Genomic DNA, 23,788 nt, shown 5'->3' on the forward strand with positions numbered 1-23,788 from the left:
GCCCGTTATTTCAAACTACTGCTAAAGCTTAAAGAGAGTTATCTATAAGTTTAATAGGAGTCATTGTATGTCAAAGGTATGTAATCCATTAGGTACTGATGGTTTTGAATTTGTTGAATACACTGCTCCAACAAAAGTTGGGATCACTAAACTTAAAAATTTATTTAGACAAATGGGTTTTGCGGAAATAGCGAAACATAAACATAAAATGGTGTGGCTTTATCGTCAGGGGGACATTAACTTCATTGTTAATGGTGAGTCAGCTTCGCAAGCAAGTTCGTTTGCATTGCAGCATGGCGCAAGTGTTAATGCGATGGCATTTCGGGTTAAAGATGTAAACAAGGCGTTAGACTATGCTATTAACCATGGCGCAAAGAGGTGTGAAAATAATGTTGGGCTTATGGAACTAAATATTCCCGCTATTGAAGGTATTGGTGGCGCATTATTATATTTTGTCGATCGTTATGGTGAACATGATATTTACGAAGTTGATTTTGAGTATTACCCAGATGCACAGCAGCGTTTAGCAGCTATAGATACTGGGTTATTAACGATTGATCACTTAACTCATAATGTTGCTATCGGACATATGGATAAATGGTCTGATTTTTATGAAAAAATTGCAAATTTTCAACAGATTAAATACTTTGATATCAAAGGGAAATTAACGGGTTTAAAATCTCGCGCAATGACATCACCTTGTGGCAAAATCCGCATTCCCATCAATGAATCAAGTGACGAACATTCTCAAATCGCAGAATATTTAAAACAATATAATGGCGAAGGTATTCAGCATATCGCTTTAAGTACTAATGACATTCTTTCATCAGTGAAAAAGCTACGTCAATTAGGTGTTACCTTCATGGATACACCGGATACTTATTACGAACTGGTCAGCAAAAGAATTGATTGTCACGATGAAAACATCTCATCATTGCAGCATGACAAAATACTGATCGATAGCGATGAACATGGTATTTTGTTGCAAATTTTCACGGGAACCGTGATTGGTCCCGTATTTTTTGAGATTATTCAACGTAAAGGAAATCAAGGATTCGGTGAGGGTAATTTTCAAGCTTTATTCGAATCAATTGAACTTGATCAAATACGTCGAGGTGTCCTGAGCGCAAAATCTTAGCTTAATGAAAATAAGCAATTTGTTTCCCTTCTGTTAGCTATAAATTGTACATTTCCTCAATGTAAAATTTATACCAGAGGGTCTGGTTAATGTTCTCTATACTGTAGTAGTATCATTTCAAGGTATTTGATTTAATGCCTCTATAGTATATTGGACGTCTGATATGATTAGTAAAGATACAATAGTGAATAAAAATAATAAGTTTCTTGTTGGGTGGCGTGAAGTCGCTGCATTACCTGATCTGGGTATCAATAATATTCATGTGAAAATTGATACTGGTGCACGAAGTTCGTGCCTGCATACTTTCAAAATTGAAGAATTTATCCGTGACGGTGAAGAGTGGGTTAAGTTTTGGATTCACCCAATCCATAACAACACCGACATTGAACAAATCTGTGAAGCAAAAGTGGCTGATAAACGTGTTGTAAGAAACTCAGGCGGTGATGAGCAACTGCGCTACTTTATCGTTTCTACAATTGATTTTAATGGTCAACAGTGGCCGATTGAAATTTCGCTAACCAGTCGTGACAATATGGCTTTCCGTATGCTACTAGGGCGTACGGCAATGCATGAGCGTATTATTGTTGATCCAGAAGCATCTTATCTTATTGAAAATCAAGGCTAGTTGTCATGAAAATTGGAATTTTATCTCGCAACCGTTCACTGTATTCGACAGCTCGTTTGATTGAAGCCGCTGAACAACGTGGTCATGAAATTAAAGTGATCGATGCACTGCGTTGTTATATGAACATTAACTCGCAAAAACCTCAGATTCACTTTAAAGGTGAAGATTTAGTGGATTTTGATGCGATTATTCCACGTATCGGTGCATCAGTAACATTTTACGGTACTGCTGTTTTGCGTCAGTTTGAAATGATGGGTGTATATACCGTTAATGAATCTGTAGCGATCAGCCGCTCACGTGATAAATTACGTTCAATGCAGTTACTATCGCGTAAGTGTATCGGTATGCCTGTGACTGGTTTTGCAAGTAAGCCTGATGACGTTAAAGATTTACTTGATATGGTTGGTGGTGCGCCAGTCGTTATTAAGCTATTAGAAGGCACACAAGGCATTGGTGTGGTTCTTGCTGAAACACGTAAAGCCGCTGAAAGTGTTATTGAAGCTTTCATGGGTCTTAAAGCGAATATCATGGTTCAAGAATACATTAAGGAAGCAGGCGGCGCAGATATCCGTTGTTTCGTTATTGGCGATAAAGTGATTGCAGCAATGAAACGCCAAGGTGCAGAAGGTGAGTTCCGTTCAAACCTACACCGCGGTGGTAGCGCAGCACTGGTTAAGATCACACCTGAAGAACGTAAAACAGCAGTTGCAGCTGCAAAAATTATGGGATTAGGTGTTGCTGGTGTTGACCTGTTACGTTCAGAGCGTGGTCCACTTGTTATGGAAGTTAACTCTTCACCTGGCCTTGAAGGTATTGAGAAAGCAACAGGTAAAGATATTGCAGGCATGATCATCGATTACATCGAAAAAAATGCAGTGAAAAAGTCTTCACTTCGCAACAAAGGCTAATTGAAAAATTAAGCATGAAAAAGGCGCTCATTGAGCGCCTTTTTTGTCACTATTCTATGGTTATCTTACTGAGTTATAGCTGCTTCTCTATTGGTAATACACCGGCCGCCCAAGCGCCAATTTTAAGCCAGATGCTGCTGTCTGGCTCTGATGTATACTGCTTGCCCGTTGTATCATCATTCCATACGATGTCGCCGTTTTCGTCCAATGATAGACGGTAAGCATCTTTAGCTAGGGAGTTACTGATCGTGTTGTAAACTTCACCTGAGAATTTAGGTGAATCAACAATCACCCCTAACTCTGTATTTAAGTATGCAGAGCGTGGATCAAAGTTAAATGAACCGACGAAAATTTTAGATTTATCAAGAATAAAGGTTTTCGCGTGCAAACTTGTACGAGAGCGACTTAGCCATTTGTGTTTTGTTTTATGGCCGGGCTCTACTTTTACTTCATATAGCCTAACACCACCTTCTAGCATGATTTTGCGGTATTTGGCATACCAGCCATGCACAGCGAAAACATCATTAGAAGCTAATGAGTTGGTAACAATAGTAATGTTTTTGCCGTTCTTTGCCGCTTTAGCCAGCTCTTTTGCACCTTCTTCTGTAGGGACAAAATACGGTGAAACTAAGAAGAAATCATGTTCTGCTTTCGCAATCATCTCTGATAGCTTATGTAACAATAAATCATCTTTACTATTAGCAATTTTATACGGTGTATCGTACAGCAGCTCTGCATCTGTCCAGTATAGCGGTAATGTCTCTTCCATTAACTGCTGTATCATCGGGTGGTTTTTCAGCGAACTTGCATAGTCTGACGTCATATACTTAAGCTGAGCATCTTTCCACTGTGCCAGTTGTTCTTTTGTAGGCTCATGTGCTGATGAAACTAAAGCTTCAATCGGGGTCGCTGGTTTACTGTTCCAGTATTCATCAAATTGACGTGCGAATTGCGGTATCACTTTACCTAGCATAATGAGGTCGAAGTCACCGAATTCTACATCACTATTGGCTGAGAAATACTCGTCGCCGATATTACGTCCACCGGTTATGGCAAAAACACCATCTGCAATAATAGATTTATTGTGCATACGGCGATTTAAGCGATCAAAGTCAGTTAAGAAACTTAATGGCTTAATAGTACGGTTTGAAAATGGGTTAAATAAGCGTACTTCAACATTAGGATGAGCAGAGAGGCTTGCTAATGCTTGATCGTCACGATTTTGCATATCATCAAGTAATAAACGAACACGTACACCACGTTCAGCAGCTTGGTATAAATACCATGTTAGCAATCCACTTGTCGCATCATCACGGTAAATATAATACTGAACATCCAGTGTTTTTTGTGCATGTTCAATAATAGCTAAACGTGCAAGCAATGCGGCTTGACCGTCACCAAGAGGGTAGAAACCTGTTTTATGAGGGTGAGCGCTGGTATAAGGCAGAGAGCTTTGGTACAAGCTAGTGTTGAAATTATCAACATTTGAATAGCTTGCTTGCTTTTCTGTTGATAACGGTTGAGCACAACCAACAAGCGTGAGAATACTTGTTGCGATAATAGTACGTGATAACCGTTTCTTATAATCTTTAATACGAATCATGGCTAGGGCATTGAAAATAAATGTGACTGGATTCTACAGAGGAATAATTGGGTAAGCTGTAATTAAAAATACATTATGTGATCATTTTCTGCTTTTAGAAAACTAACTTATAAGAAGTGTAACAAAGTAAGAATTTATTATTATCTTGGGGCAAAAAAAGCCCGAAATAATTGATTATTTCGGGCTAGTATTTTGGTTAATTTACCACGTGATGTATTAACTCGTCGTGGTTGTAAGTCCATGCCATTGGTAATGATTGTTAGGCTTTTTACTCACAATACCTTCATCCAATAATTGTTTGAAAATACTATCCACCTCATCGGTTGATATATTTAAAAACTTACTTACTGCGCGTTTACTGCAATTTACTTTATTATGGCTAAGCGCATCAATGGTTAACTCATAAGGTGTTTTAGGCAGCTCAGGTTCGACAATTATTTCTTCTTGCTCTTGCTCTTGCTCGTGAACATTGACTTCTGACGTTCCAACCGTTGAAGGGTCAAAATGCTCTAGCAGTTTAGGTTGTTCATATTCATTGTATCCTGCCATTTCTAACACTTTGTTATGGCGGAACTGATGACGGAAACGATTTTCTTCACCGATTAACCCCACAAAGAATGCAGCAAAGAAATCTAATAATACTGATAGGAATACCACTAAACCTAGCTGCGCAGCTTGAGGAGTTACATGTAACGATTCCGCAAGACTATCGATCAATCCTAAAACTGAGCCTTGGCTAACGACAGGAATGCTATCACGCTCCATTGCAAGTTTTTGTTGTTGCTTACGTAATTCATCATTTTGTTTTTGAATACGTGCAACACCAGAAGCAATGCGTTCCATCTGAATGTATTTTTCAGCCGCGACGTTATTGAGGTCAATTTGTTTTTCAATTGCTTCAATCTGCATGTTGAAAGCATTGATTTTACTTTTTTGAACGTTAACTTCACTTTGCGCTTTATTCGTTGCGCTGTTAATACCGCCAATAGAGCCACCAATCGAAATTGCAGCAAGAACGGCGTAAAAGGTAAAAGCAGACAGAGTACCTGTATAGTTACGACGTGCTTTGCGTTCCCCAACTTCGTACCATGCGAAGAATTTTCCTAGTTCGAAAATAACCGCCAATCCACCAAAGAGAAACTTCATTAATGGATCATCATCAATAGAAAGGAATAATAGCAGCGAGAAGATGATAGAGGCGAGAATCGCTGCACCTGTGAAACTATAAACTGTCCACATCGCAAAAAATCCTTTCGGGTAGCGGATGTGACTTTTCTGATCGTAAAGCATAAATTAAGTCTGAGTAATGAGCGTTTGCTCGCTTGTCGTTATTAACGCCAAGCAAAAAAAGGGTCTATAGGATACCTTAAAATTGTTGCCATCCCTTATAAAACCTAGCGTGTTGTGTTTTTTCGATGAAAATTTACACACCGCTTTCATTGCTGTTTAAAATGCCACCACCGGGTGATTACAAACTAAACATAATCGAAGGTTAAATAAGATTGATGTGTCGAGGAGGGAATATCTAACATGATGTTTGGTGGTCATTTATTGCTAAATCTGTGAGTCTTTATCAACCTTTTATGTAAACTAATTAATACGGAATGAGATAAATTGTCATTATACTGACAAAAATATCTAGCATTATTTGAATAATACAAGCAATAAAATAACCACAGGTAGTTTTGTGAAATATCAACCTCAATCGAATGTGATGGGAAGTATCGATCAACAGGTTAGGGATAACACAACACCGATTTATTACACTGAAAGAGAACGCGTAATGTATGAGCGCTTAGGACAGTCCTACGCGTGGTACAAAATTATGGACGATGAATTATCGCTCATAGAGCAAAAGTGTCTAAGTGCTTTTTATGATACTTGGCCTCAATTGAAAAAGTTTGGTTTTCAAAGTTGTAAGGAAATTGTTAGTAATAAAGTACATGTGATGTTTGAAATTCAACGAATTAAGACCAAATACCCAGCTTCAGAACAACAACAAACATTTTTAAATAACTTATTGATAAAAAGAGATTTATTGTATCCTGAATGGTTAAGAGCCAAAAAGTCTTTAGAGTATATAGAATCTGAAAAAGCCTATTTACGTGCAGTTAAAGATATCTCCCATAATTAATTATGTAAAAAGCTGACCTATACTTATTGTTAATTTAACGGTTAAGGAGGGTCAGTGATGTTCTTTACCAGTGAACATAAAATGACAAATGAAGAGCAATTTTTCATTAAGTCGCAGCATATGGGGCGTAATCTGCCATCTAATTTACAATTACACCTTTCTTTAATTTATGTTGATAATCAAACGTTTCAATGTGTTTGGGAAGCAGAATCCCTTGAAATGGTCGAGGATTATGTAGAAGCTCAATTAGCAGATTGTTGTCAAAGTCACTATTTTGAAGTTGATCCATTCTCGGCTATTGGCGCCTAAAAATTTGTTATTAATATAATTAATATGTTGTTCTGATGTGATGGATTAAAATATAACGTCTTATTATTGTTAATGCTTGTATTGCGTTATTCCTTTGTGTGATGAATATCGAATTATCATTTATATGAAGAGTGATTCTCTGCGCAAAAATGATTTCTATTAATAACTACTCTCAGCCTATAAATATTTTGTAATAAATATCGAGAGAAGTATTAATGAAAAAGAATTTAATTTGCTTAGGTATCTTAGTTGCTGGTTTAAGTTTTCAATCATCCTCTTTTGCTCAAGGCACAGAACTGCCTAATATTAAGATCTTAGCAACGGGAGGCACAATAGCCGGTGCAGGTCAATCAGCAACCGGCAGTGCGTATACTTCAGGACAAGTTGGTATTGATGCCCTTATTAATGCTGTACCTGAAATGGCAAAAATTGCAGATATCAGTGGCGAGCAAGTTGCGAATATTGGTTCGCAAGACATGAACGATCAGGTATGGCTGACGTTAGCTAAACGTGTCAATGAACTCTTAGCGAAAGATGATGTTGACGGTATTGTCATTACACATGGTACTGACACCATGGAAGAGACAGCATACTTCTTAAACTTAACCGTGAAGAGTGACAAACCTGTCGTATTAGTGGGTGCAATGCGTCCATCAACGGCTATGAGTGCAGATGGACCTGTTAACTTATACAACGCAGTGATCACCGCTGCTGACACTGATTCAAAAGGTCGTGGTGTTTTAATGGCGATGAATGATGTGATCTTGGATGCGCGTGATGTCACTAAGACCAGTACGACAGCTGTCGATACATTTAAATCACCTAATTTTGGTGAGTTAGGTTACATCCATAATGGCGATGCTGTGTATCAACGTAGCCCAGAGCGTCATAATACGAAAGATTCTAAGTTTGATATATCGAAAGTGAAAGCCTTACCTAAAGTTGGGATCGTTTATAACTATTCCAACGCCTCTGATTTACCTGTTAAAGCGCTAATTGATGCAAAATTTGATGGTATTGTGAGTGCTGGTGTCGGCAATGGTAATATCTATAAAGGTATTTTCGAACAACTCGCTAAAGCAAGTAAAGACGGGATCATGGTAGTTCGAAGCTCTCGTGTGCCTACTGGCGCGACAACACTTGCGGCAGAAATCGATGATAGTAAATATGGTTTTGTTGCATCCGGAACTCTAAATCCCCAAAAAGCCCGTATTCTATTAATGTTGTCATTAACACAAACAAATAATTATCGTGATGTACAAAAGATGTTTCAGTATTACTAGGCTGTTTTTTCTAGGATCGAGTTTCTCATAAACGTAGTTTTGTATAGTAAAAAGCCAGTCTTCCTGACTGGCTTGATACTCGCTTAATAACGTACTGAATTATTTAGCGTTGCTCTTTACTTCCGCAATGGCATCTTTAAGCCCCTGAGGATCGTAGCCATTGATAATGTGAACATTGTCTGTAGTTACATTATCTGTTGGCATAACAATTAATGCCGGTGTTCCTTGAAAACCTAATTGACTAAATAGTTGGAAGTTGCCTTCAAAACTATTATTCGCATCAAACTTACTGATATCAATGCCCAACTTAGTTGCGATATCATTAATATCTTGTTTTGTTAATTTGCCTTCATCTTTACCAGAGGCAAATACGGCATTATGGTATTTACTGTAAAGGTCACTGCCTTTATGGGCAAAAATCCAGTTACCCATATCTGCCGCATATTTTGATGCTTCCCAACGTGACGCAAAGATTGGCGTTTCTTTGAAAATGAATTTAACATCAGGGTTTTCAGCTTCAAGTTGTTTCACAGTAGGTGAAATCTTTGAGCAGAACATGCATTGGTAATCAAAAAACTCAATAACGTTTACTTTGGCATCTTTAGGGCCAATATATGGCGTTTTAGCATCTTTAATAAGTTGGTCAGCATAAGTCACGACAGTTTGCTTCGCTGACTGTATCTGCTTTTCCATCTGTTGCTTTTGCAGTGTTTCTGATGCTTTTACCAAAACTTCAGGGTGCTCAATAATATATTGGCTTGCAATTTTTTCAATTTGCGCTTTTTGCTCAGGGCTAAAGTCTTTATTATTAACTGCAGTTGTTTCATTACAGCCAGCTAATAGTGCTGTCACCATAAGCGGTAGAATTAGTTTTTTCATTTTATCTCTATACGTTAGATAGCGTATTAATTATCAACAATTAAATGATATAGAGTATGAATGTAACCTGAATCAATTTATTAAATATTTATTTTCAAATAAAAGATTCAATAGAAAAAAGGGATAGCTAATTAAAGTGTTATATAAAACGTAGATCTTATTTTCCATTATTCGAAAATTTCATTGTGATGAGTTGCGCATAATTATGAATGCTTTTGTTGTAAATTATTCATAACGAATGAACAGAGATCTTATTATGAATAAAAAATTTACATTATTAGCCGTTAGCTCATTATTTGCTTTATCGACAATTTCTACAGCGGCTTTTGCGGATCCCAAAGTACCGGCGACAGATCCTGGTTATAGTTCGATCCAAATAATGGAAATGGGACAACCAAAAGATGTTCATTGGATCTCAGTTAAGCAAATTGCTGAAAAATTAAAAGGTAAGCCACCAATGGCTGTCGGCTTTGATATTGATGACACGGTGTTATTTAGTACGCCGGGTTTCTATCGTGGTAAGCAGGAGTTTTCTCCTAATGGTTTTTCATACCTACATGAGCAGAAGTTCTGGGATAAAATGAACTGTGAGTGGGAAAAATTCAGTCTACCGAAGCAAATAGGTAAAGAGCTGATTGCTATGCACCAAAAACGTGGCGATCAAATTTATTTTATTACAGGTCGTACAGCATCAAAATGTGAAATTACCACACAATATTTAAAAGATGTGTTTGGTATTAAAAATATGCATAAGGTTATATTTGCAGGTTCAAGTAAAACAGAATTTACTAAAACGCCTTACATAAAAGAAAATAATATTAAGTTATACTATGGTGATTCTGACGGTGATATTATTTCTGCTCGCAAAGCTGGAGCAGAAGGTATTCGTATTATGCGAGCTGCCAACTCAAGTAACCGACCAATTGCTAAAAATGGCGTATACGGTGAAGAAGTCGTTACTAATTCACAGTACTAGTCGTTAATGAATAAAAAAAGCGACCGTTATGGTCGCTTTTTTATATATGTTTATTTCGTTGTGCCCAACAGCCAATAAAGATAAAAAAGATGCTTATAATACAAACTGACAAATAATTAGGAAGATTTAACAGCTCACGATATACCAAAGGTGATAAATTGATAATTAAAAAGCCATAACCAAAGGCATTAACAAAAATAAATACAATAGTCCTAATAATAAAATTGTAATGGGACAAATGCCTACGTAAAAAGCGATTAAAATCCCCACCGAAAACAACCAATGAACAAGCGACAATCGCGGTTGAAATATCATCTAACCAAGGACGTATATCGTGTCCTAAATCAGATAAAAGACGAATAATGAGATCCATGTAAGTATACTATTTCTGCTAAATAATGACGTTTGAGAGTAGTTGTGTTGTTGATAAAAAACTAGTGCAGTAGTACAAACTTGCCAAGAAGATCACGGCATACAGAGATATACTTAACTGGCTTCGATTACAGTATTTAGAATCTTGTCGTGGATCTGAGTACGAAGAAGGCATAACTATTTCTTTCCATATTGCTATATAACGATTTAACGCTCTCTATGGTAAAATTGACGTAAGAAATGCAGAGAGTAAACACATGTTAGTTATTTCAAATTCAGTCCAACTTGCCGATTGGGAAATAGAGCTTACCGCTATCCGAGCTCAAGGTGCTGGTGGTCAGAACGTCAACAAAGTGTCGAGCGCAATCCATTTACGGTTTGATATCAACCGTTCATCATTACCGGGCTTTTACAAAGAACGCCTTTTAAAACTATCTGATAGCCGTATCACAAAAGATGGTGTCATTGTTATCAAAAGCCAGCAACATCGTACTCAAGAGATGAACCGCGAGGAAGCATTAACACGACTAAAAACGCTTATTCAAAGTGTTATGACAACGCAGAAAGCACGTAAAGCGACACGTCCGACTAAAAACTCACAGGTACGTCGTGTCGATAAGAAAACCCAGCGAGGGAAAACCAAAAACCTCAGAGGTAAAGTGAATTTTTAATCAAAATTAATGTGACCTTTATGGCATAAGTTGCTGTAAAGAAGTGACATTGTGATACCTAACCGAATATCTTTGCTATCAATAGCTGTGTAAATTCTTTATTTGCATTTATTCATTATTGGGTGGCAGGGATGTTCGAGAAAAAAACACTTCAACTTTTACAATTGTTTTATCGTGAAACAGAGCGTGTACGTTTATTCACTTTAGACGATCTCCCTCCATTAGCTGTTGAACAGCAACAACAAATGAATCTGTGGTTAGAAACAAAACGCAATTTTGAACGCAATGAGATTGTGGAACAGGTATGGTTAAAAACTTGTAGTGCAGGATACATAACAGAATTAAGGCTACATGATGACGGTACGCTTGATGAATACACGTTATTCAATCGTCTACACACCACAGGCTATTGGGAGCTAGTAGATGGAGCGATCGAAATAGAAATTAAAAAAGCAGAGAATACCTATCGTTTTGCTGTCTTTGCTAACCGTCACGCTAATATCCATTCTGCTATCGAGTACAAAAATGGCGAGCTGCATTCGTATCTTAAATTAGCGCAAACACGACCTATTAAATTCTAATCTATAGCTTTTTGGTTGATAAAATAGACTGGTATCGATGTATATTATCAGTACACTGATAAAAGGTTTGGATATTAGGAAGGTCAAGGATGAGTAAGATAAATAAAGTTGCAGTTGTTGGTGGTACTCACGGTAATGAATTTAGTGGTATTTACTTACTCAAAAAGTGGCAAAGTGATCCCCTGCAATTAGCGCGTGAGAGTTTTTCTGTCGATACTGTATTTGCTAACCCAAAAGCATACGGTGAAAATAAGCGGTATGTTGATCATGATTTGAATCGCCAATTTGGTATTGATGATCTTGCGAATAATGAGTTGACGAGTTATGAACAAACTCGCGCTAAAGCAATTAATCAGCAAATTGGACCAAAAGGAAAAGCAAATAGTGATTTTATTATCGATTTGCATAATACGACCAGTAACATGGGGCCTTCATTAATCTTACTTCAGTCAGATCTGTTTAATCGTCAGTTAGGGGCGTATGTTAAGTCTAAAATGCCAAAAGCTGTGGTGGTATTTGAAGATCATACCTCTGTTGATGAGCATTTATTTCTTTGCTCAATTGCGAAGCAAGGTGTGATTGTTGAAATAGGGCCGCAACCACAATCGGTTATACGTCAAGATGTATTAGATTGGATGGAAGCGATGACAAAACATATTTTGGATTTTGTTCATTTAAATAACACTAATGAAGTGCCTGACTTACCTGCAAGTTATGACGCTTACCGTTATGAAGAAACCCTCAAGCTTCCAGTAGATGAACAGGGGGAGCGAATTGGCATGGTTCATCAATCTGTTCAAGATAATGATTTTGAACCACTGCGCTCAGGCGACCCTATTTTCACCTTGTTTGATGGTACAGAGATTTTCTGGGAAGGGGATTATGAAGCGTATCCTCACTTTATTAATGAAGCCGCTTATTATGATAATAATCTTGCGATGTCATTAGGCAAGAAAATCGTGGTATCAACAAACTAATATTTAGCCCATATCATTAGTAATCAAATAATAGCCCGTAACAGACGTACATTGTTCTGTTACGGGCTTTTTAGTTGTTACTATTATTAGTTAATGCGTTGTTTTCATTACTACAATAGGGTTGTGATCAACCATAATGATATGCGAATCAACATTAAATACAGCAGAGATAAGTTCACTTGTTACTGTAGTTTTAGGCGACCCATAGTCGAATAATTTGCCGTTATGTAGTACCGCAATATGGTCGGCATATTGAAGTGCCAAGTTAAGATCGTGGATCACCATAATCACGCATGCCCCAGTGCGCTTAGTATAGGATCGAACATAATTGAGCAATCGTAATTGGTTTTGCATATCAAGTGCTGAAGTTGGCTCATCTAACAGCAATACTTTAGGGGCGTTTATTAACGCTTGCGCAAGCCCTACCATTTGGCTTTCACCACCAGAGAGTGCAAAACATTGTTTATTAGCGAGGTGTAAAATCCCCATATCTTTTAATAAGAATAACCCTTGCTCTGCACTTTCTTTTTTCGCGATCAAAGACGTTGAGTGAATGTTCATTGTCGTGATCAATAACTCGAGTACCGTAACGTTAGCGTGAATGCGATGCTCCTGCGGTAAATAGCCAATATCTTTTAACGACAGCGGTTTTTTAACGTATTGAATTTGGTCAGGGTATTGTTTAAGCAGCGCTGTCATTTGGCGTAAGAGTGTCGATTTACCGGCACCGTTTTTTCCTATTAAGGCTACCATTTCGCCGTCGTGGATAGTGGGCAGTGTTAAGTTATTTAAGACCGACTGCTTGCCAAATGTCACTGTGATATTGTTGATATCAAGGCTCATGCTAGCGCCCCCCTTTTTTAATCACAAGAAAGATAAAGAAAGGGATCCCAACAATAGACATTACAACGGTGAGGGGCAAAATGATCCCAGGCATAATTGCTTTACTCGCAATAGAGGCTAACTCTAATAATACCGCTCCAACTAAGAATGATGCGGGCAAGAAGAAGCGTTGATCTTCACCTAAAACCATCCGTGCAATATGCGGAGCAACTAGACCAACAAACCCGACTGCGCCAACAAATGAAACCGAGATTGAAGTAATAATTGAAACTAACACCAAGGTTTTCATGCGTAGACGCTTGACGTTAATTCCCATCGATTCGGCACGTTCTTGTCCCATTTTTAATGAAGATAATCGCCAAGCATCTTTCATCATAATGATTAATACAATGGGTAACAAAATCAGTAAGAAAACAATTTTTTCCCAACTACCGCGATCCAGTGACCCCATTTGCCAGAAGACTAAAGTTTGCAATTGGGTTTCGCTGGCAATGTATTGCATCATGATCAGCAAACTATCGTATGCAAACATAACGGCAACACCAAATAACATCACACCTTCAATTGAGATACGCTTTATCGATGAAATCCCTGCGATCAATAACGTCGTTAATAAACACATAATGAACGCCATCACGGCTATTTGATATTGTGCAGGGATAAAGGGCAGAGCAACGACATTAGTGATAACTAAAGACGCCCCGAATCCGGCTGCCGCTGAAACACCAAAGGTATAAGGATCCGCTAGCGGGTTATGCAATGTTGTTTGCATTTGTGCGCCAGCCAAGGCTAATGCTCCCCCAATAAAAGGGGCCATGAGTGACATTGGCATGCGTATATCCCACACAATGACTCGACTGGCGATAGCACTTTGGCTTGGTGTAAAAATCGCTTGGATCACTTGTGAAAAAGAGAGACCTTGTGAGCCAATAAGAACATCAATAATAACAAATAACACACTTAAAATGGCAAGGCTGATCAGTGCAATTCTTTTATTACGAGAACGAATATGGTGAGCTCTCAATTCGAATGTAATGCTGTTCACTGACTCATTGCCTTAAAGTTATTTTGACCAAACTGACCACTTAGATGACGATTACCAAACTTAAGGTTCATCTCTTCAAATGTCTTTTCTGGTTGTAGCTTTGAAAAAAGTGAAGGGTGTAACCATTTTGCAAAATACTCAATCGCCACTAAGTTGTAAGGCGAGTTGTAAAATGGCATATAAATCGAATAAACATTCTTCTGTTGGTAAGCTGTTAGTGCTTGTAGCCATGGTCGATTCATCAAACTGGTTGTCGCTTTTTTAATTGCGGCGTGGTTAGGAGAGTAACCCAGTGGAATACCATTTGTTGCCTGACCATCATTGGTGATCCAACCGGTCGTTTGCATAATATAAACATTAGGCTGTGAGGTGATGACTGTCTCTGGTGACATCTGCCCAGTTTCAGAACCGTCAAGCGGCGCTATCGCAATATTTTCAGCCTTAAGCATTGGGATGTAAGCGCCCATATTACCATTAGCGAAAGTACGGCAGCATGAATCACTGTAACCCGCAGCTCGTTCAATAAACACACGCGGAGTCGGTGCGTTTGGGTGCTGTGCAAGTGTATCTTTTATCGCATTCAAGTGACTTGTATAGTAATTGGCGAATGCATCGCCTTGCTTTGAGCGGTTAACAGCATCAGCGATAACCTGTACTGATTTCACTGTGTTTTTGAGTGGCTTTTCACGGAAATCGACAGTTAATACTTTAATTCCAGCATCATTGAGCTTTTTCAATAAGCCTTTATCTTCTGCCAATTTAATATTTGAGAGGTCAACGATAAAAAGATCGGGCTTTGGTTTTAGGTTAATAAAACGTTCAACATCAAATTCACCAGATTTAATAAGACCGATAGTCGGAACATTTTTTAGTGAGGGGTATTGCTTAATATAACTAGCATACATGCTCGGTGCCGAAACTCGCATATCATCTCTTGCTGCAACAAGGTGTTTTGCTGCCTCTTTTTGATAAATAATTTCTAGCAATGGAAAAATACGACTGGTTGAAAGTGCAATGTTCTGAGGTTGATGATCAAAGGTAACATGTCTACCGGCAACATCAGTTACTGTAATGGGATAGGTGTTTGCTAAAGCGATATTAGAGACTGTTAAACCAACAGTAAGAGAAAGTAACGTTTTAATAGGCGTTTTCAAAATGGCTATCCTTAAAAAATTTTTCGAAATAATAATGATAATAATTATCGTTATAAATGTTTTTTATTGAGAGATAAGGATCCATTTGTGAAAGGTAATGAGACTCATTACTATATTTTGCTGTAGCAGAGTTAGATTATTTAGAGGGAGAATGGCTGTGAAACGTAGAGGAGAGTATGGATCCAAGAAAGCGATTATTTGAGTAGCACTATAAGTACTTGGATCTCATATTAATATTAAGACTATGATTACAAAGCGTCTACTGCAGCACTAAAACCATCAGCTGATAAGTTAAAACCTGCGATATCAACGTAGTTTTTAGTTTGAAATAGGTCGAAAACTTGTGACATTTCCGCACCATTATTGCTGGCATAAGCATAGGCTGTACATGTGTTATTAGTGGGGTCGAAGCTAGTAGATACATGTAATAAGGTTTGTTTAGCAACATTGTAATTATCTAGTGCCGAAACATATTTCCAGCTGTTACACACACTTTGGCTAGTAGGCATATGGTCGATAAAGTCGATACGCGTGAGTTGATGTGAGTCACTGCTAAAATGAAAAACGTAGGTTTGATTGCCAAAATCAGTTTGAGTGATCAATTCATTTTTTGATGGGACAGCTTGATAAGTATTATGTTGAGTGGTGTCAGCAAAAGCATTAGAAATACTAAAAATAGAAAAAGTAAGTGCAACTAGTGAGGTAGAACGCTTAAACACTGATATAACTCCACGAAACTCGATTTCAATCAAAGCCTAATAACATGCCTGTTAAGCATTCATAATGCAAATGTTTTACTACGGAACAGCGGTATAATTAAATTCCATTTGCAGTAATAGAAGTAAAAATTAAACGATACTCAAATAGTTGTATTTCATGATTTGTATAATAGCTATATATGTAACGCCATATGTATTTTTCAATATAATTTCATGTGTATTAAAACGTTACATTTTTGATCTTTTAAAACAGTAAATATACTGCCATATTTTTGACTTAGTATTTTATCTCTAAAAACGTTAATTTTTTCAATTAAATAATGTTAGACAGAGGCGCAATCGTTCTTACTGGAATGGATAACCTAATTCATGGATATGACATCAATAATATTTAATGCTCTACAGCCTTTATGTTGGATTATTCCGGTTGTTTTTATTCTGTTTTTAGTTAGATCACCGTGGTTTAAAGGTCGTGCAGGTGAATTAATTGTTCATTACCGTCTAAAACTTTTGCCAGCAAAACATTACAAAGTATTAACTAATGTAACCTTACCCAATGAAAATGGCACAACTCAAATTGACCATCTTGTTGTTTCTCAATACGGTATTTTCGTTGTGGAAACGATAAATATTAAAGGGTGGATTTTTGGTGGAACCTATCAGCCAATATGGCAGCAAGCATTGTTTAATCGCTCATCAGTATTTAAAAACCCTTTACATCAAAATGAAAAACATATTAAGACGCTTCAATATTTATTGGGGGTTGATGAAACGGCATTTCATTCAGCAGTGGTCTTTGTCGGTGATTGTACTTTTAAAACCGAGATGCCTGATAATGTAGTTAAATCAGTAAGTGCAATGATGCATTATATTCACACATTTAAGACGCCGTTATTTACAGAGCTGCAGTTACAGCAATGGGTTGCTAGCATTGAAGGGACATCATTTAACCCAGACCATTGCAACTAACGGTTAAGTAAAAGCATTACGATGTGCCTACATCGCTAGCAAGGCTGTACTCTATGCACTGAGAGTATTTGGGTATATTGCGTTTTTAAGTCAAATTATTTCTTTTACGTGCTACAGAACTGCCTTTAACTTAATCCAGATTAAAGTTTTCACCTTTCTTTATCAGTAATATTCCCTCCATCTGTTCAAAATTGACAGGTATTAGAAAAAAGAACCGATACCCTAATCGTGTCACCGTTCTTTTTGTTCTTCAATCTGATGATAAATCATAAAAAGATGTAAGAGGCTTCACCTTGAGTAATTTGTTTTCTGCAACTCACATTGGTTCGATGACGTTAAAAAACCGCTTTGTACGCAGTGCAACGTGGGAAAATATGGCGACAGAAGAAGGGCATATGACAGATAAGCTTTATGCTATCTATGAAGAGCTTGCCAAAGGTGAGGTTGGCTTAATTGTCACGGGTTATGCCAATATTGTAGAAGAAGAAAAGCCGAATGCGGGCATGATGGGGATGTATAACGATTCTTTTATTGAAGAATACAAGAAGCTAACAGAGCTTGTACATCAGTATGATTCAAAAATTGTCATGCAGTTAGCCTATGGTGGTACGAAAACAACGTATAACCTTGGCGAACGTGTTATTTTTGCGCCAAGTGCAGTGTGTGAAAAAAGTACCCAAACATTGGGTAAAGCAATGACACAAGAAGAAATTGATTACATCGTTAATGCATTTGCACAAGCAAGCTTACGTGCTCAACAATCAGGTTTTGACGGTGTTGAAATTCATGCAGCGCACACTTATTTAATTAATCAGTTTTTAAGCCCTTACTACAATCAACGTGAAGATCAGTACGGCGGCAGCCTTGAAAACCGTATGCGTTTCTTAATTGAAATTTACGATGCGATCAGAAAGTTAGTAGGTAACGATTTTCCGATTTTAGTGAAATTAACCGCAACAGAGTTTTTTGAAGGTGGATTAACTTTTGAAGAAACGCGTGTTATTTGTAAAAAACTGGAAGCGATTGGTGTTGATGCCATTATTATCTCAGGCAATATTCATGGTAAAGCCGATACTATGGTTGGTGAAGTGCATGATGGTTATGAGATTCAAGCTGAAGGTTACTTTAGCGAATATGGCCGTGTGATAAGTGAAGAAGTTAATGTACCAGTAATGACAGTTGGTGGCCTAAGTAATTACTGTGCAATTGAAGCTCTTGCTGATAATACAAATATTGAATTATTTGCGTTTTCACGTCCGTTACTGACGGAGCCACAACTGATCAAACGTTGGAAAGAGGGTGATCGTATTGATGTTGAGTGTGAAAGATGCTCAAAATGTCGAACCCGCCGTGGTAATTTTTGTGTGACCTCTAAAACGAGAAAAGCTGAGATTGCAGCATTATAATTTTAAGAGACATATAAAGAGTTAGCCCTGGCTTAAATGGCTAACTCTTTACTTTGTTATTTTATTGCCAGATCTTGCTGTTTTACTTGCCACTGCTGATACCATTGGTCAATGCTGTCATATGGCATAGGGGGAGATATAAAGTACCCTTGTGCTTGTTGACAATGCATTTCCTGTAATTGCTTCCATAGACCTAGGTTTTCAACACCTTCAGCAATTGCAATTAAATTTAAGCGTTTAGTGAGCAATAAACATGATTCTACAATGGCTTCTGCGGTAATACTTGTTGGTAATGCCTGAATAAACCCAAGATCAAGTTTAAGGGAATTAAACGTCAATGTTTCTAACTGTTTAAGTGACGAATAGCCAGTACCAAAATCATCAATGGATAAAACAAATTCGTGCATACTTAAGCGTGATGCTGACTCAATAGCTTCACCAACCGATTCAAATATATCTGATTCTGTTAGTTCAAAATATAACCATTGATTTAAATCGTAATATTGTTCTTTTAATTTAAGTACACAGTTGATGAAATGTGGATCAGCCAATGTTTTAGATGAAATATTTATCGCAATTTTTCGGTTATGGAAATATGAACGATAACAAATTACGTAATTAATAATGTAAAGAGCTAATTGTTTTTCTTTATTATGTGCCATTATTTGATCAATAAACTGGTAAGCTGGAACCGTACCATATTCAGGATGAACTAAACGTATTAACGCTTCACAAGCAACCCATTCCCCAGTTTCAAGCGATACTATAGGCTGAAAGTGAGGAACAAACCAGTATTGTTCAAAAGCAAGATCGATAAATGCTTCATCCAATTTTATATCGCAAGTCTGTAGACGTTCAGGTAGTGCATTAGTTTGCTTTGCTGTTTCAATTAAAACACTAATTTGCTTTAAGCAGGTGGGTTTAGCCAATGTGCCTAATAAGTTAAGTTTATAGTTAAGACACATCTTCTCAACACTGGCTAAGATATCTTGCTTCAAGGCACTAGTGATAATAATTGCACCTTTAAACTGTTGTTTTGCAATATGACCAAGAAAACTGATGCCATCCATCTCTGGCATATTTAAATCACATAACAATAGCTGTGGTTGATATTGCTGCATAATTTTTAATGCTTCGGCACCGTTAACCGCGCAATGAATTTCATCATTAACAGGATCGATAATACGAGCTAACTGTGTTGTTAGTACTTGGCGCTGAAAATCATGATCTTCTATCAATAGTATGCGCATTCTAGTTACCCTTTAAATTATCGATTTGTTGAGTGAGCTGACTAACTAAAGCTATTAATGATTCATAGTGGTGCTGCAAAGTATCGATTCTATGCTGTTGAATATCCTTTTCCACATCGATGCAAAGTGCATCAAGCTGGTGGAACGTCATGACACGAGCTGCACCTTTAATTCTATGGATAATTAAGCTCACTAATTCAATATTATTTTCGTTAATAGCGATATTTAAGTCATGCTGGTCTTCAAAACATGATGCAAGATATTGATCGAGCAATGTATAGGTTGTTTCACTATCACCGAAGATATCAATAAGCTCGTTGATATTAACCAAATCAATTGTGTTGTCACTATTTATTAGGTTATCAGGCACGATGTGATCATATGTTGACGTGACATTGTCACAATCGATACTCGGTAGCCATGGGTTTAATACGGTATTTAATTCATCTAATGTAATTGGCTTAATTAAATACGCATCAAACCCAATCTCTTTAAAAAATTGTTCGTTAGATAGCGCATCTGCTGTTAACGCCAATACAGGAAGAGGCTTAGCATCTAGTTTCTGTTCTTTTTTACGAATAGCTTTAACCAGTTCAAAACCATCAAGCTCAGGCATATGGCAATCTGTAATTAAGAGGTCATATGAATTCTTGCTTAATGCATCTAGTGCTTTTTGACCGTTATCTACAATATCAACCGCATAGTTAAGTTGCTCTAGTTGTTGTTTAAGGATCTGCTGGTTAATGGGGTGATCTTCTGCAACCAGAATGTAACGCCCTTTTGCAACAGCCTGCTCATAGGTATATGCACGCTTTTCCATGCTGGTTATTTCAGGGAATAGGGTATTTTTACACGTCTGTTTTGCTAACGCTTGGTAAAACACATCCGGCAATAATGGATTACAAGAAACGTTATAACCATCCGAGGTGTTTTGAGTGAAAAAATGGCTAGGAGAGCTAATTGTAATAACGTTTATTGAGGGTAAATTAGCCTTAAACCATGCTGAATCAATATTGTGATCAGCAAGCCACGTATCTTTTACGATAATCGTATTGATTTTATTTGTTAGTATGAATGCTGGTAATTTGGCATTGTTTGAAATTGCAATTTTTGTGTATGAGCATTGCCATGATTGTAAATATAACTCTAAATATTGATCGTCAATATCGCCCAGCAGGCCACAATGTTTATGTAAAGGCTTGACCGATTTCTTTTCTACAACAGGGAAGGGTATTGTCACACTAAATGTAGTGCCAATATCGATGTCACTTTTTGCCACAATTTCCCCGCCCATTAGTTGTGCTAATTGATGGCAAATGGATAAACCTAGCCCTGTACCACTAAATCGGCGGTTACTGTTTTGCTCAACTTGAACAAATGGTTGAAATAAACGCTGTAAATCTTCTGGTTTAATACCTATACCTGTATCAGTGATTGAGAATGTCAGTCGTTGTTGTGATGCTGATTCTTGGATCATATCAACAGCAAGATGAATGTTTCCTTGCACGGTAAACTTAATCGCATTGTTGATAAGATTATTAAGAATTTGTGTTAAACGTACATCATCAAACAGTAAACAGTGTGCGATAGCGGGATCTAGCCACAAGGTGAATGTAATCTCTTTTTGCTGAGCATGAATAGAGTGGGGCTGAACTAATTCATGAATAAGATCAGAAATATTATTTTCACTTGGGCTAATACTGAGCTTACCGGCTTCAATTTTCGAAAAATCTAGTACATCATTAACAATGTTTAGCAAGTTACGTCCTGATTGCGACAAGTTATGATGAATTTGACGTAATTCGGTTGTTTTTACATGTGGTTCCATTAGCTCTAATAAACTCAGAATACCGCTGATTGGTGTGCGGATCTCGTGGCTCATCATTGCCAAGAAGCGTGATTTAGATTCAGTGGCGGCTAGTGATTTCTCGTTAGCTTCCATTAATGCGACTTGCTGCTCTTTCGTTTGCGTAATATCTAGAATGATAGTATTCCACTGCCAACCATTTTCAACTTCCGATATTTGACAACGGAGTTCTATCCAGCGTGGTTTAAGTGCATTGGAATGAATTTGTAAATTAGTACTCCAGTAACCTACAGAAACCGCTTGCTGCATTGCTAAATATAGCGATGTAAAGTCGTCACGTTGCTTTAAAATGTTGAATAGTAGCGATGGACTTTTATAAATCATTGATGCTTCATAATCGATGAAATGATTAATCTTTTCACTGATAAACAAAAATTCGATATCGTATGGGTCGTGGCTTTTTTGTAAGTGCTGAATTAATACCCCATCAAAATTGTTGGTGAGATATGTCAGTTTTTGCTCTGCATTTTTTCTTTGGGTGATCTCTCTACTTAATCGGCGATTCCAATAGATAATCACAGTAATAATACTAAAAATTACTGTTGTAACAATGATCGCCCAGCCAATGATTTGGCTGTAATTAACGTCAGATTTTATGGTTATAGAATGCCACTTTCTAAAGCTATTCGTTAGATTTTCTGGCGGCAATGCTGTAATCACTTTATTGATGATATTTCTTAACTGAAGATTGTTATTATCTACCGCAAATTTAATTGAACGTTGGTGTTTATCTAACTTGCTAGGTACAATTTTTAACTGGCCAAGAAATTCATTTTGTAATAATACATGCGCTTGGCTGAGTGAAATAACAGCATAATCGAGTTGATCATTGAGCAATGCTGTTAGCATTTCATTCTTTGAATCAAAACTTATTATTCTGTTATTCGGGTACAAGTTTAAAGCAAGATTTTTAACAAAGCTTGATTGAATTACACCAATACTATTTTTAGCTGTAATGCCGTAACTATTTTTATTTGAAATTTTATTAACAATAACCCAGCCTTCCTGCCCGTAAGGCATGCTAAAAAGCAGTTCTTTTTTTCGTAATGAAGAGGATGCAACCGCACTGAGAATATCTATTTCCCCTGATTTAAGCATCGCTTTTGCTTGGGGGTAATCACGAATATCAATAATTTCATAATTAATACCAAGTTCAATCGTCATTTTTTGCGCAATATCTTTAACTTGCAGGTACAGAAGATCTTCATCTTTATGACGATTATCATCAAATTGGTAACCAATCTTTAGCGTAGGCATAGATTGAAGAAAGTGCCTTTCATTACCGGTAAGTTTAATCTTGCTGGGATAATCAAGTAGATCGATTTGATTGCTTTTTAGCCATTTATTATGAAGCCAATTTATTTCTGTTTTGGATAGGGCAATGATAGCGTTATTGAGTTGTTTTATTATTGCTCTATTTTGTTTTGAACTAGCAAGGTGTAACTGCTCTAAAGGTAATTGTTCAAGTATTGTTACTTGAAGTGGGATTGATGGATCGTTATTTTCTAGTAGCCTGTTTAAAAGAATTGAGTTGCCGATATAAGCGTCAGTCACACCTGTTTTGACAGAGTTGAGTGCTGTTTCTGAATTAGGTACAGAAATAGAAGAAATACTTTTGTTTATTTGGGGTAATAAACCATCAAGTACACTGTTTTTTTCAATAGCAATTATCTTGTCATTAAAATTTAAGAGAATATTGGAAGACGAATAGCTGATCATTGCGTAAGGAAAAGCCAATAAAGGCTTACTAAATGCGAAGATCTTTTCTCTTTCAACGCTGTTGCTTACCCCTATGGCAATATCAAGTTCATTGCGGGCTAATGCTGTTAGAATTTCAGTAGGCGTATCGTAAACAATATTCTCAACATTATATCCAGCGTTATGACTGATAATCGACATATAGTCAGGTAATAGTCCTACGACTTGTTTTTCTTCATTGAGTGAGGATAACGGCGACCAATCTAATGAAAGGTATCCAACTTTTAATGTTGATTTTTGAACATTGTCATTAGCCCAAGTTAATGAGCTAATAAATAAAATTATTAGTAAAGTAAAGTGACGCATTATTAAATTCTCATT

22 protein-coding genes are annotated in these 23,788 nt (G+C 37.1%); 12 read left to right on the plus strand and 10 right to left on the minus strand.

All coding sequences use genetic code 11. The annotated features are described in order from the left end of the window. Nucleotides 1–67 precede the first annotated feature (67 nt). The 3 genes from hppD to rimK all read left to right on the plus strand — a co-directional run bounded on the left by hppD (nt 68) and on the right by rimK (nt 2,671). The gene (gene hppD / locus CTN01_RS11980) at nt 68–1,138 is read left to right on the plus strand and encodes a 4-hydroxyphenylpyruvate dioxygenase (RefSeq protein ID WP_045149407.1); all 1,071 of its coding nucleotides are present in this window, start codon (nt 68–70) and stop codon (nt 1,136–1,138) included. A 163-nt stretch (nt 1,139–1,301) separates the two neighbouring features. Next, on the plus strand, nt 1,302–1,763 hold the full coding sequence (locus tag CTN01_RS11985) for an ATP-dependent zinc protease family protein (RefSeq protein WP_045149406.1): 462 nt from the start codon (nt 1,302–1,304) through the stop codon (nt 1,761–1,763). Between the two features lie 5 nt (nt 1,764–1,768). Continuing rightward, on the plus strand, nt 1,769–2,671 hold the full coding sequence (rimK, locus tag CTN01_RS11990) for a 30S ribosomal protein S6--L-glutamate ligase (RefSeq protein WP_005365799.1): 903 nt from the start codon (nt 1,769–1,771) through the stop codon (nt 2,669–2,671). Nucleotides 2,672–2,744: 73 nt separating this feature from the next. Here rimK and CTN01_RS11995 read toward each other — a convergent pair whose 3' ends face one another. After that, nucleotides 2,745–4,274, minus strand: coding sequence for a phospholipase D family protein (locus CTN01_RS11995; protein ID WP_045149405.1), 1,530 nt, complete (start codon nt 4,272–4,274; stop codon nt 2,745–2,747). A 216-nt stretch (nt 4,275–4,490) separates the two neighbouring features. Further along, on the minus strand, nt 4,491–5,513 hold the full coding sequence (locus CTN01_RS12000; RefSeq protein WP_045149404.1) for a preprotein translocase subunit SecY: 1,023 nt from the start codon (nt 5,511–5,513) through the stop codon (nt 4,491–4,493). A gap of 448 nt (nt 5,514–5,961) precedes the next feature. On the opposite strand from CTN01_RS12000, the gene CTN01_RS12005 reads away from it, so the two are divergent. The 3 genes from CTN01_RS12005 (at nt 5,962) to ansB (ending at nt 8,000) form a co-directional block, all read left to right on the plus strand. Beyond that, the gene (locus CTN01_RS12005; protein WP_244156064.1) at nt 5,962–6,408 is read left to right on the plus strand and encodes a hypothetical protein; all 447 of its coding nucleotides are present in this window, start codon (nt 5,962–5,964) and stop codon (nt 6,406–6,408) included. Nucleotides 6,409–6,465: 57 nt separating this feature from the next. Then, nucleotides 6,466–6,717, plus strand: a complete 252-nt coding sequence (locus CTN01_RS12010; RefSeq protein ID WP_045149403.1) for a hypothetical protein — start codon at nt 6,466–6,468, stop codon at nt 6,715–6,717. A gap of 215 nt (nt 6,718–6,932) precedes the next feature. Further along, nucleotides 6,933–8,000 (plus strand): L-asparaginase 2, encoded by a 1,068-nt coding sequence (gene ansB / locus CTN01_RS12015; protein WP_045084215.1) that lies wholly within the window; start codon nt 6,933–6,935, stop codon nt 7,998–8,000. A 99-nt stretch (nt 8,001–8,099) separates the two neighbouring features. Here ansB and CTN01_RS12020 read toward each other — a convergent pair whose 3' ends face one another. Then, complete coding sequence (locus CTN01_RS12020) at nt 8,100–8,879, minus strand: DsbA family protein (protein ID WP_045149402.1); 780 nt, start codon at nt 8,877–8,879, stop codon at nt 8,100–8,102. A gap of 256 nt (nt 8,880–9,135) precedes the next feature. On the opposite strand from CTN01_RS12020, the gene aphA reads away from it, so the two are divergent. After that, a complete protein-coding gene (gene aphA / locus CTN01_RS12025; protein ID WP_045149401.1) occupies nt 9,136–9,855 on the plus strand; it encodes an acid phosphatase AphA in 720 nt (239 codons plus the stop codon). Between the two features lie 40 nt (nt 9,856–9,895). Here aphA and CTN01_RS12030 read toward each other — a convergent pair whose 3' ends face one another. Then, nucleotides 9,896–10,228: a DUF3392 domain-containing protein gene (locus tag CTN01_RS12030; protein ID WP_045149400.1), complete on the minus strand. Its 333-nt coding sequence runs from the start codon at nt 10,226–10,228 to the stop codon at nt 9,896–9,898. A 256-nt stretch (nt 10,229–10,484) separates the two neighbouring features. Between CTN01_RS12030 and arfB the strand changes: the two genes are divergently transcribed. The 3 genes from arfB (at nt 10,485) to CTN01_RS12045 (ending at nt 12,456) form a co-directional block, all read left to right on the plus strand. After that, on the plus strand, nt 10,485–10,898 hold the full coding sequence (arfB, locus tag CTN01_RS12035) for an alternative ribosome rescue aminoacyl-tRNA hydrolase ArfB (protein ID WP_045084219.1): 414 nt from the start codon (nt 10,485–10,487) through the stop codon (nt 10,896–10,898). Nucleotides 10,899–11,029: 131 nt separating this feature from the next. Next, nucleotides 11,030–11,479, plus strand: coding sequence for a hypothetical protein (locus tag CTN01_RS12040; protein WP_045084220.1), 450 nt, complete (start codon nt 11,030–11,032; stop codon nt 11,477–11,479). 89 nt (nt 11,480–11,568) lie between these two features. Next, nucleotides 11,569–12,456, plus strand: coding sequence for an aspartoacylase (locus CTN01_RS12045; RefSeq protein WP_045149399.1), 888 nt, complete (start codon nt 11,569–11,571; stop codon nt 12,454–12,456). Nucleotides 12,457–12,546: 90 nt separating this feature from the next. Here CTN01_RS12045 and CTN01_RS12050 read toward each other — a convergent pair whose 3' ends face one another. From CTN01_RS12050 to CTN01_RS12065, 4 genes are all read right to left on the minus strand, one after another. Next, entirely contained in the window at nt 12,547–13,299 is a 753-nt protein-coding gene (locus CTN01_RS12050; RefSeq protein WP_045128730.1) for an ABC transporter ATP-binding protein, read from the minus strand. A gap of 1 nt (nt 13,300) precedes the next feature. Then, nucleotides 13,301–14,344 carry a FecCD family ABC transporter permease gene (locus CTN01_RS12055; protein ID WP_045149398.1) on the minus strand — a complete coding sequence of 348 codons (1,044 nt, stop codon included), beginning with the start codon at nt 14,342–14,344 and terminating at the stop codon, nt 13,301–13,303. Then, on the minus strand, nt 14,341–15,498 hold the full coding sequence (locus CTN01_RS12060; RefSeq protein ID WP_045149396.1) for an ABC transporter substrate-binding protein: 1,158 nt from the start codon (nt 15,496–15,498) through the stop codon (nt 14,341–14,343). The genes CTN01_RS12055 and CTN01_RS12060 overlap by 4 nt, the downstream gene beginning before the upstream one ends. Nucleotides 15,499–15,746: 248 nt before the next feature. Further along, nucleotides 15,747–16,217, minus strand: a complete 471-nt coding sequence (locus tag CTN01_RS12065; RefSeq protein WP_045084225.1) for a hypothetical protein — start codon at nt 16,215–16,217, stop codon at nt 15,747–15,749. 369 nt (nt 16,218–16,586) lie between these two features. Between CTN01_RS12065 and CTN01_RS12070 the strand changes: the two genes are divergently transcribed. After that, on the plus strand, nt 16,587–17,186 hold the full coding sequence (locus CTN01_RS12070) for a nuclease-related domain-containing protein (protein ID WP_045149395.1): 600 nt from the start codon (nt 16,587–16,589) through the stop codon (nt 17,184–17,186). A 293-nt stretch (nt 17,187–17,479) separates the two neighbouring features. Continuing rightward, nucleotides 17,480–18,592 carry an NADH:flavin oxidoreductase gene (locus CTN01_RS12075; protein WP_039871817.1) on the plus strand — a complete coding sequence of 371 codons (1,113 nt, stop codon included), beginning with the start codon at nt 17,480–17,482 and terminating at the stop codon, nt 18,590–18,592. A gap of 56 nt (nt 18,593–18,648) precedes the next feature. Here the strand turns inward: CTN01_RS12075 and CTN01_RS12080 are convergent, their stop codons facing one another. Both CTN01_RS12080 and CTN01_RS12085 read right to left on the minus strand, forming a co-directional pair. Next, entirely contained in the window at nt 18,649–19,842 is a 1,194-nt protein-coding gene (locus tag CTN01_RS12080; RefSeq protein ID WP_045149394.1) for an EAL domain-containing response regulator, read from the minus strand. 1 nt (nt 19,843) lies between these two features. Then, on the minus strand, nt 19,844–23,773 hold the full coding sequence (locus CTN01_RS12085; protein ID WP_045149393.1) for an ATP-binding protein: 3,930 nt from the start codon (nt 23,771–23,773) through the stop codon (nt 19,844–19,846). Nucleotides 23,774–23,788: the final 15 nt, after the last annotated feature.

The organism is Photobacterium angustum (assembly GCF_003026365.1).
Taxonomy (GTDB): domain Bacteria; phylum Pseudomonadota; class Gammaproteobacteria; order Enterobacterales; family Vibrionaceae; genus Photobacterium; species Photobacterium angustum.

Excerpts from the sequence above, each read along its gene's own strand:
- hppD (WP_045149407.1), top strand. The coding sequence starts at position 68 with ATGTCAAAGGTATGTAATCCATTAGGTACTGATGGTTTTGAATTTGTT.
- CTN01_RS11985 (WP_045149406.1), top strand. The coding sequence starts at position 1,302 with ATGATTAGTAAAGATACAATAGTGAATAAAAATAATAAGTTTCTTGTT.
- rimK (WP_005365799.1), top strand. The coding sequence starts at position 1,769 with ATGAAAATTGGAATTTTATCTCGCAACCGTTCACTGTATTCGACAGCT.
- CTN01_RS11995 (WP_045149405.1), bottom strand. The coding sequence starts at position 4,274 with ATGATTCGTATTAAAGATTATAAGAAACGGTTATCACGTACTATTATC.
- CTN01_RS12000 (WP_045149404.1), bottom strand. The coding sequence starts at position 5,513 with ATGTGGACAGTTTATAGTTTCACAGGTGCAGCGATTCTCGCCTCTATC.
- CTN01_RS12010 (WP_045149403.1), top strand. The coding sequence starts at position 6,466 with ATGTTCTTTACCAGTGAACATAAAATGACAAATGAAGAGCAATTTTTC.
- ansB (WP_045084215.1), top strand. The coding sequence starts at position 6,933 with ATGAAAAAGAATTTAATTTGCTTAGGTATCTTAGTTGCTGGTTTAAGT.
- CTN01_RS12020 (WP_045149402.1), bottom strand. The coding sequence starts at position 8,879 with ATGAAAAAACTAATTCTACCGCTTATGGTGACAGCACTATTAGCTGGC.
- aphA (WP_045149401.1), top strand. The coding sequence starts at position 9,136 with ATGAATAAAAAATTTACATTATTAGCCGTTAGCTCATTATTTGCTTTA.
- CTN01_RS12030 (WP_045149400.1), bottom strand. The coding sequence starts at position 10,228 with ATGGATCTCATTATTCGTCTTTTATCTGATTTAGGACACGATATACGT.
- arfB (WP_045084219.1), top strand. The coding sequence starts at position 10,485 with ATGTTAGTTATTTCAAATTCAGTCCAACTTGCCGATTGGGAAATAGAG.
- CTN01_RS12040 (WP_045084220.1), top strand. The coding sequence starts at position 11,030 with ATGTTCGAGAAAAAAACACTTCAACTTTTACAATTGTTTTATCGTGAA.
- CTN01_RS12045 (WP_045149399.1), top strand. The coding sequence starts at position 11,569 with ATGAGTAAGATAAATAAAGTTGCAGTTGTTGGTGGTACTCACGGTAAT.
- CTN01_RS12050 (WP_045128730.1), bottom strand. The coding sequence starts at position 13,299 with ATGAGCCTTGATATCAACAATATCACAGTGACATTTGGCAAGCAGTCG.
- CTN01_RS12070 (WP_045149395.1), top strand. The coding sequence starts at position 16,587 with ATGGATATGACATCAATAATATTTAATGCTCTACAGCCTTTATGTTGG.
- CTN01_RS12080 (WP_045149394.1), bottom strand. The coding sequence starts at position 19,842 with ATGCGCATACTATTGATAGAAGATCATGATTTTCAGCGCCAAGTACTA.
- CTN01_RS12085 (WP_045149393.1), bottom strand. The coding sequence starts at position 23,773 with ATGCGTCACTTTACTTTACTAATAATTTTATTTATTAGCTCATTAACT.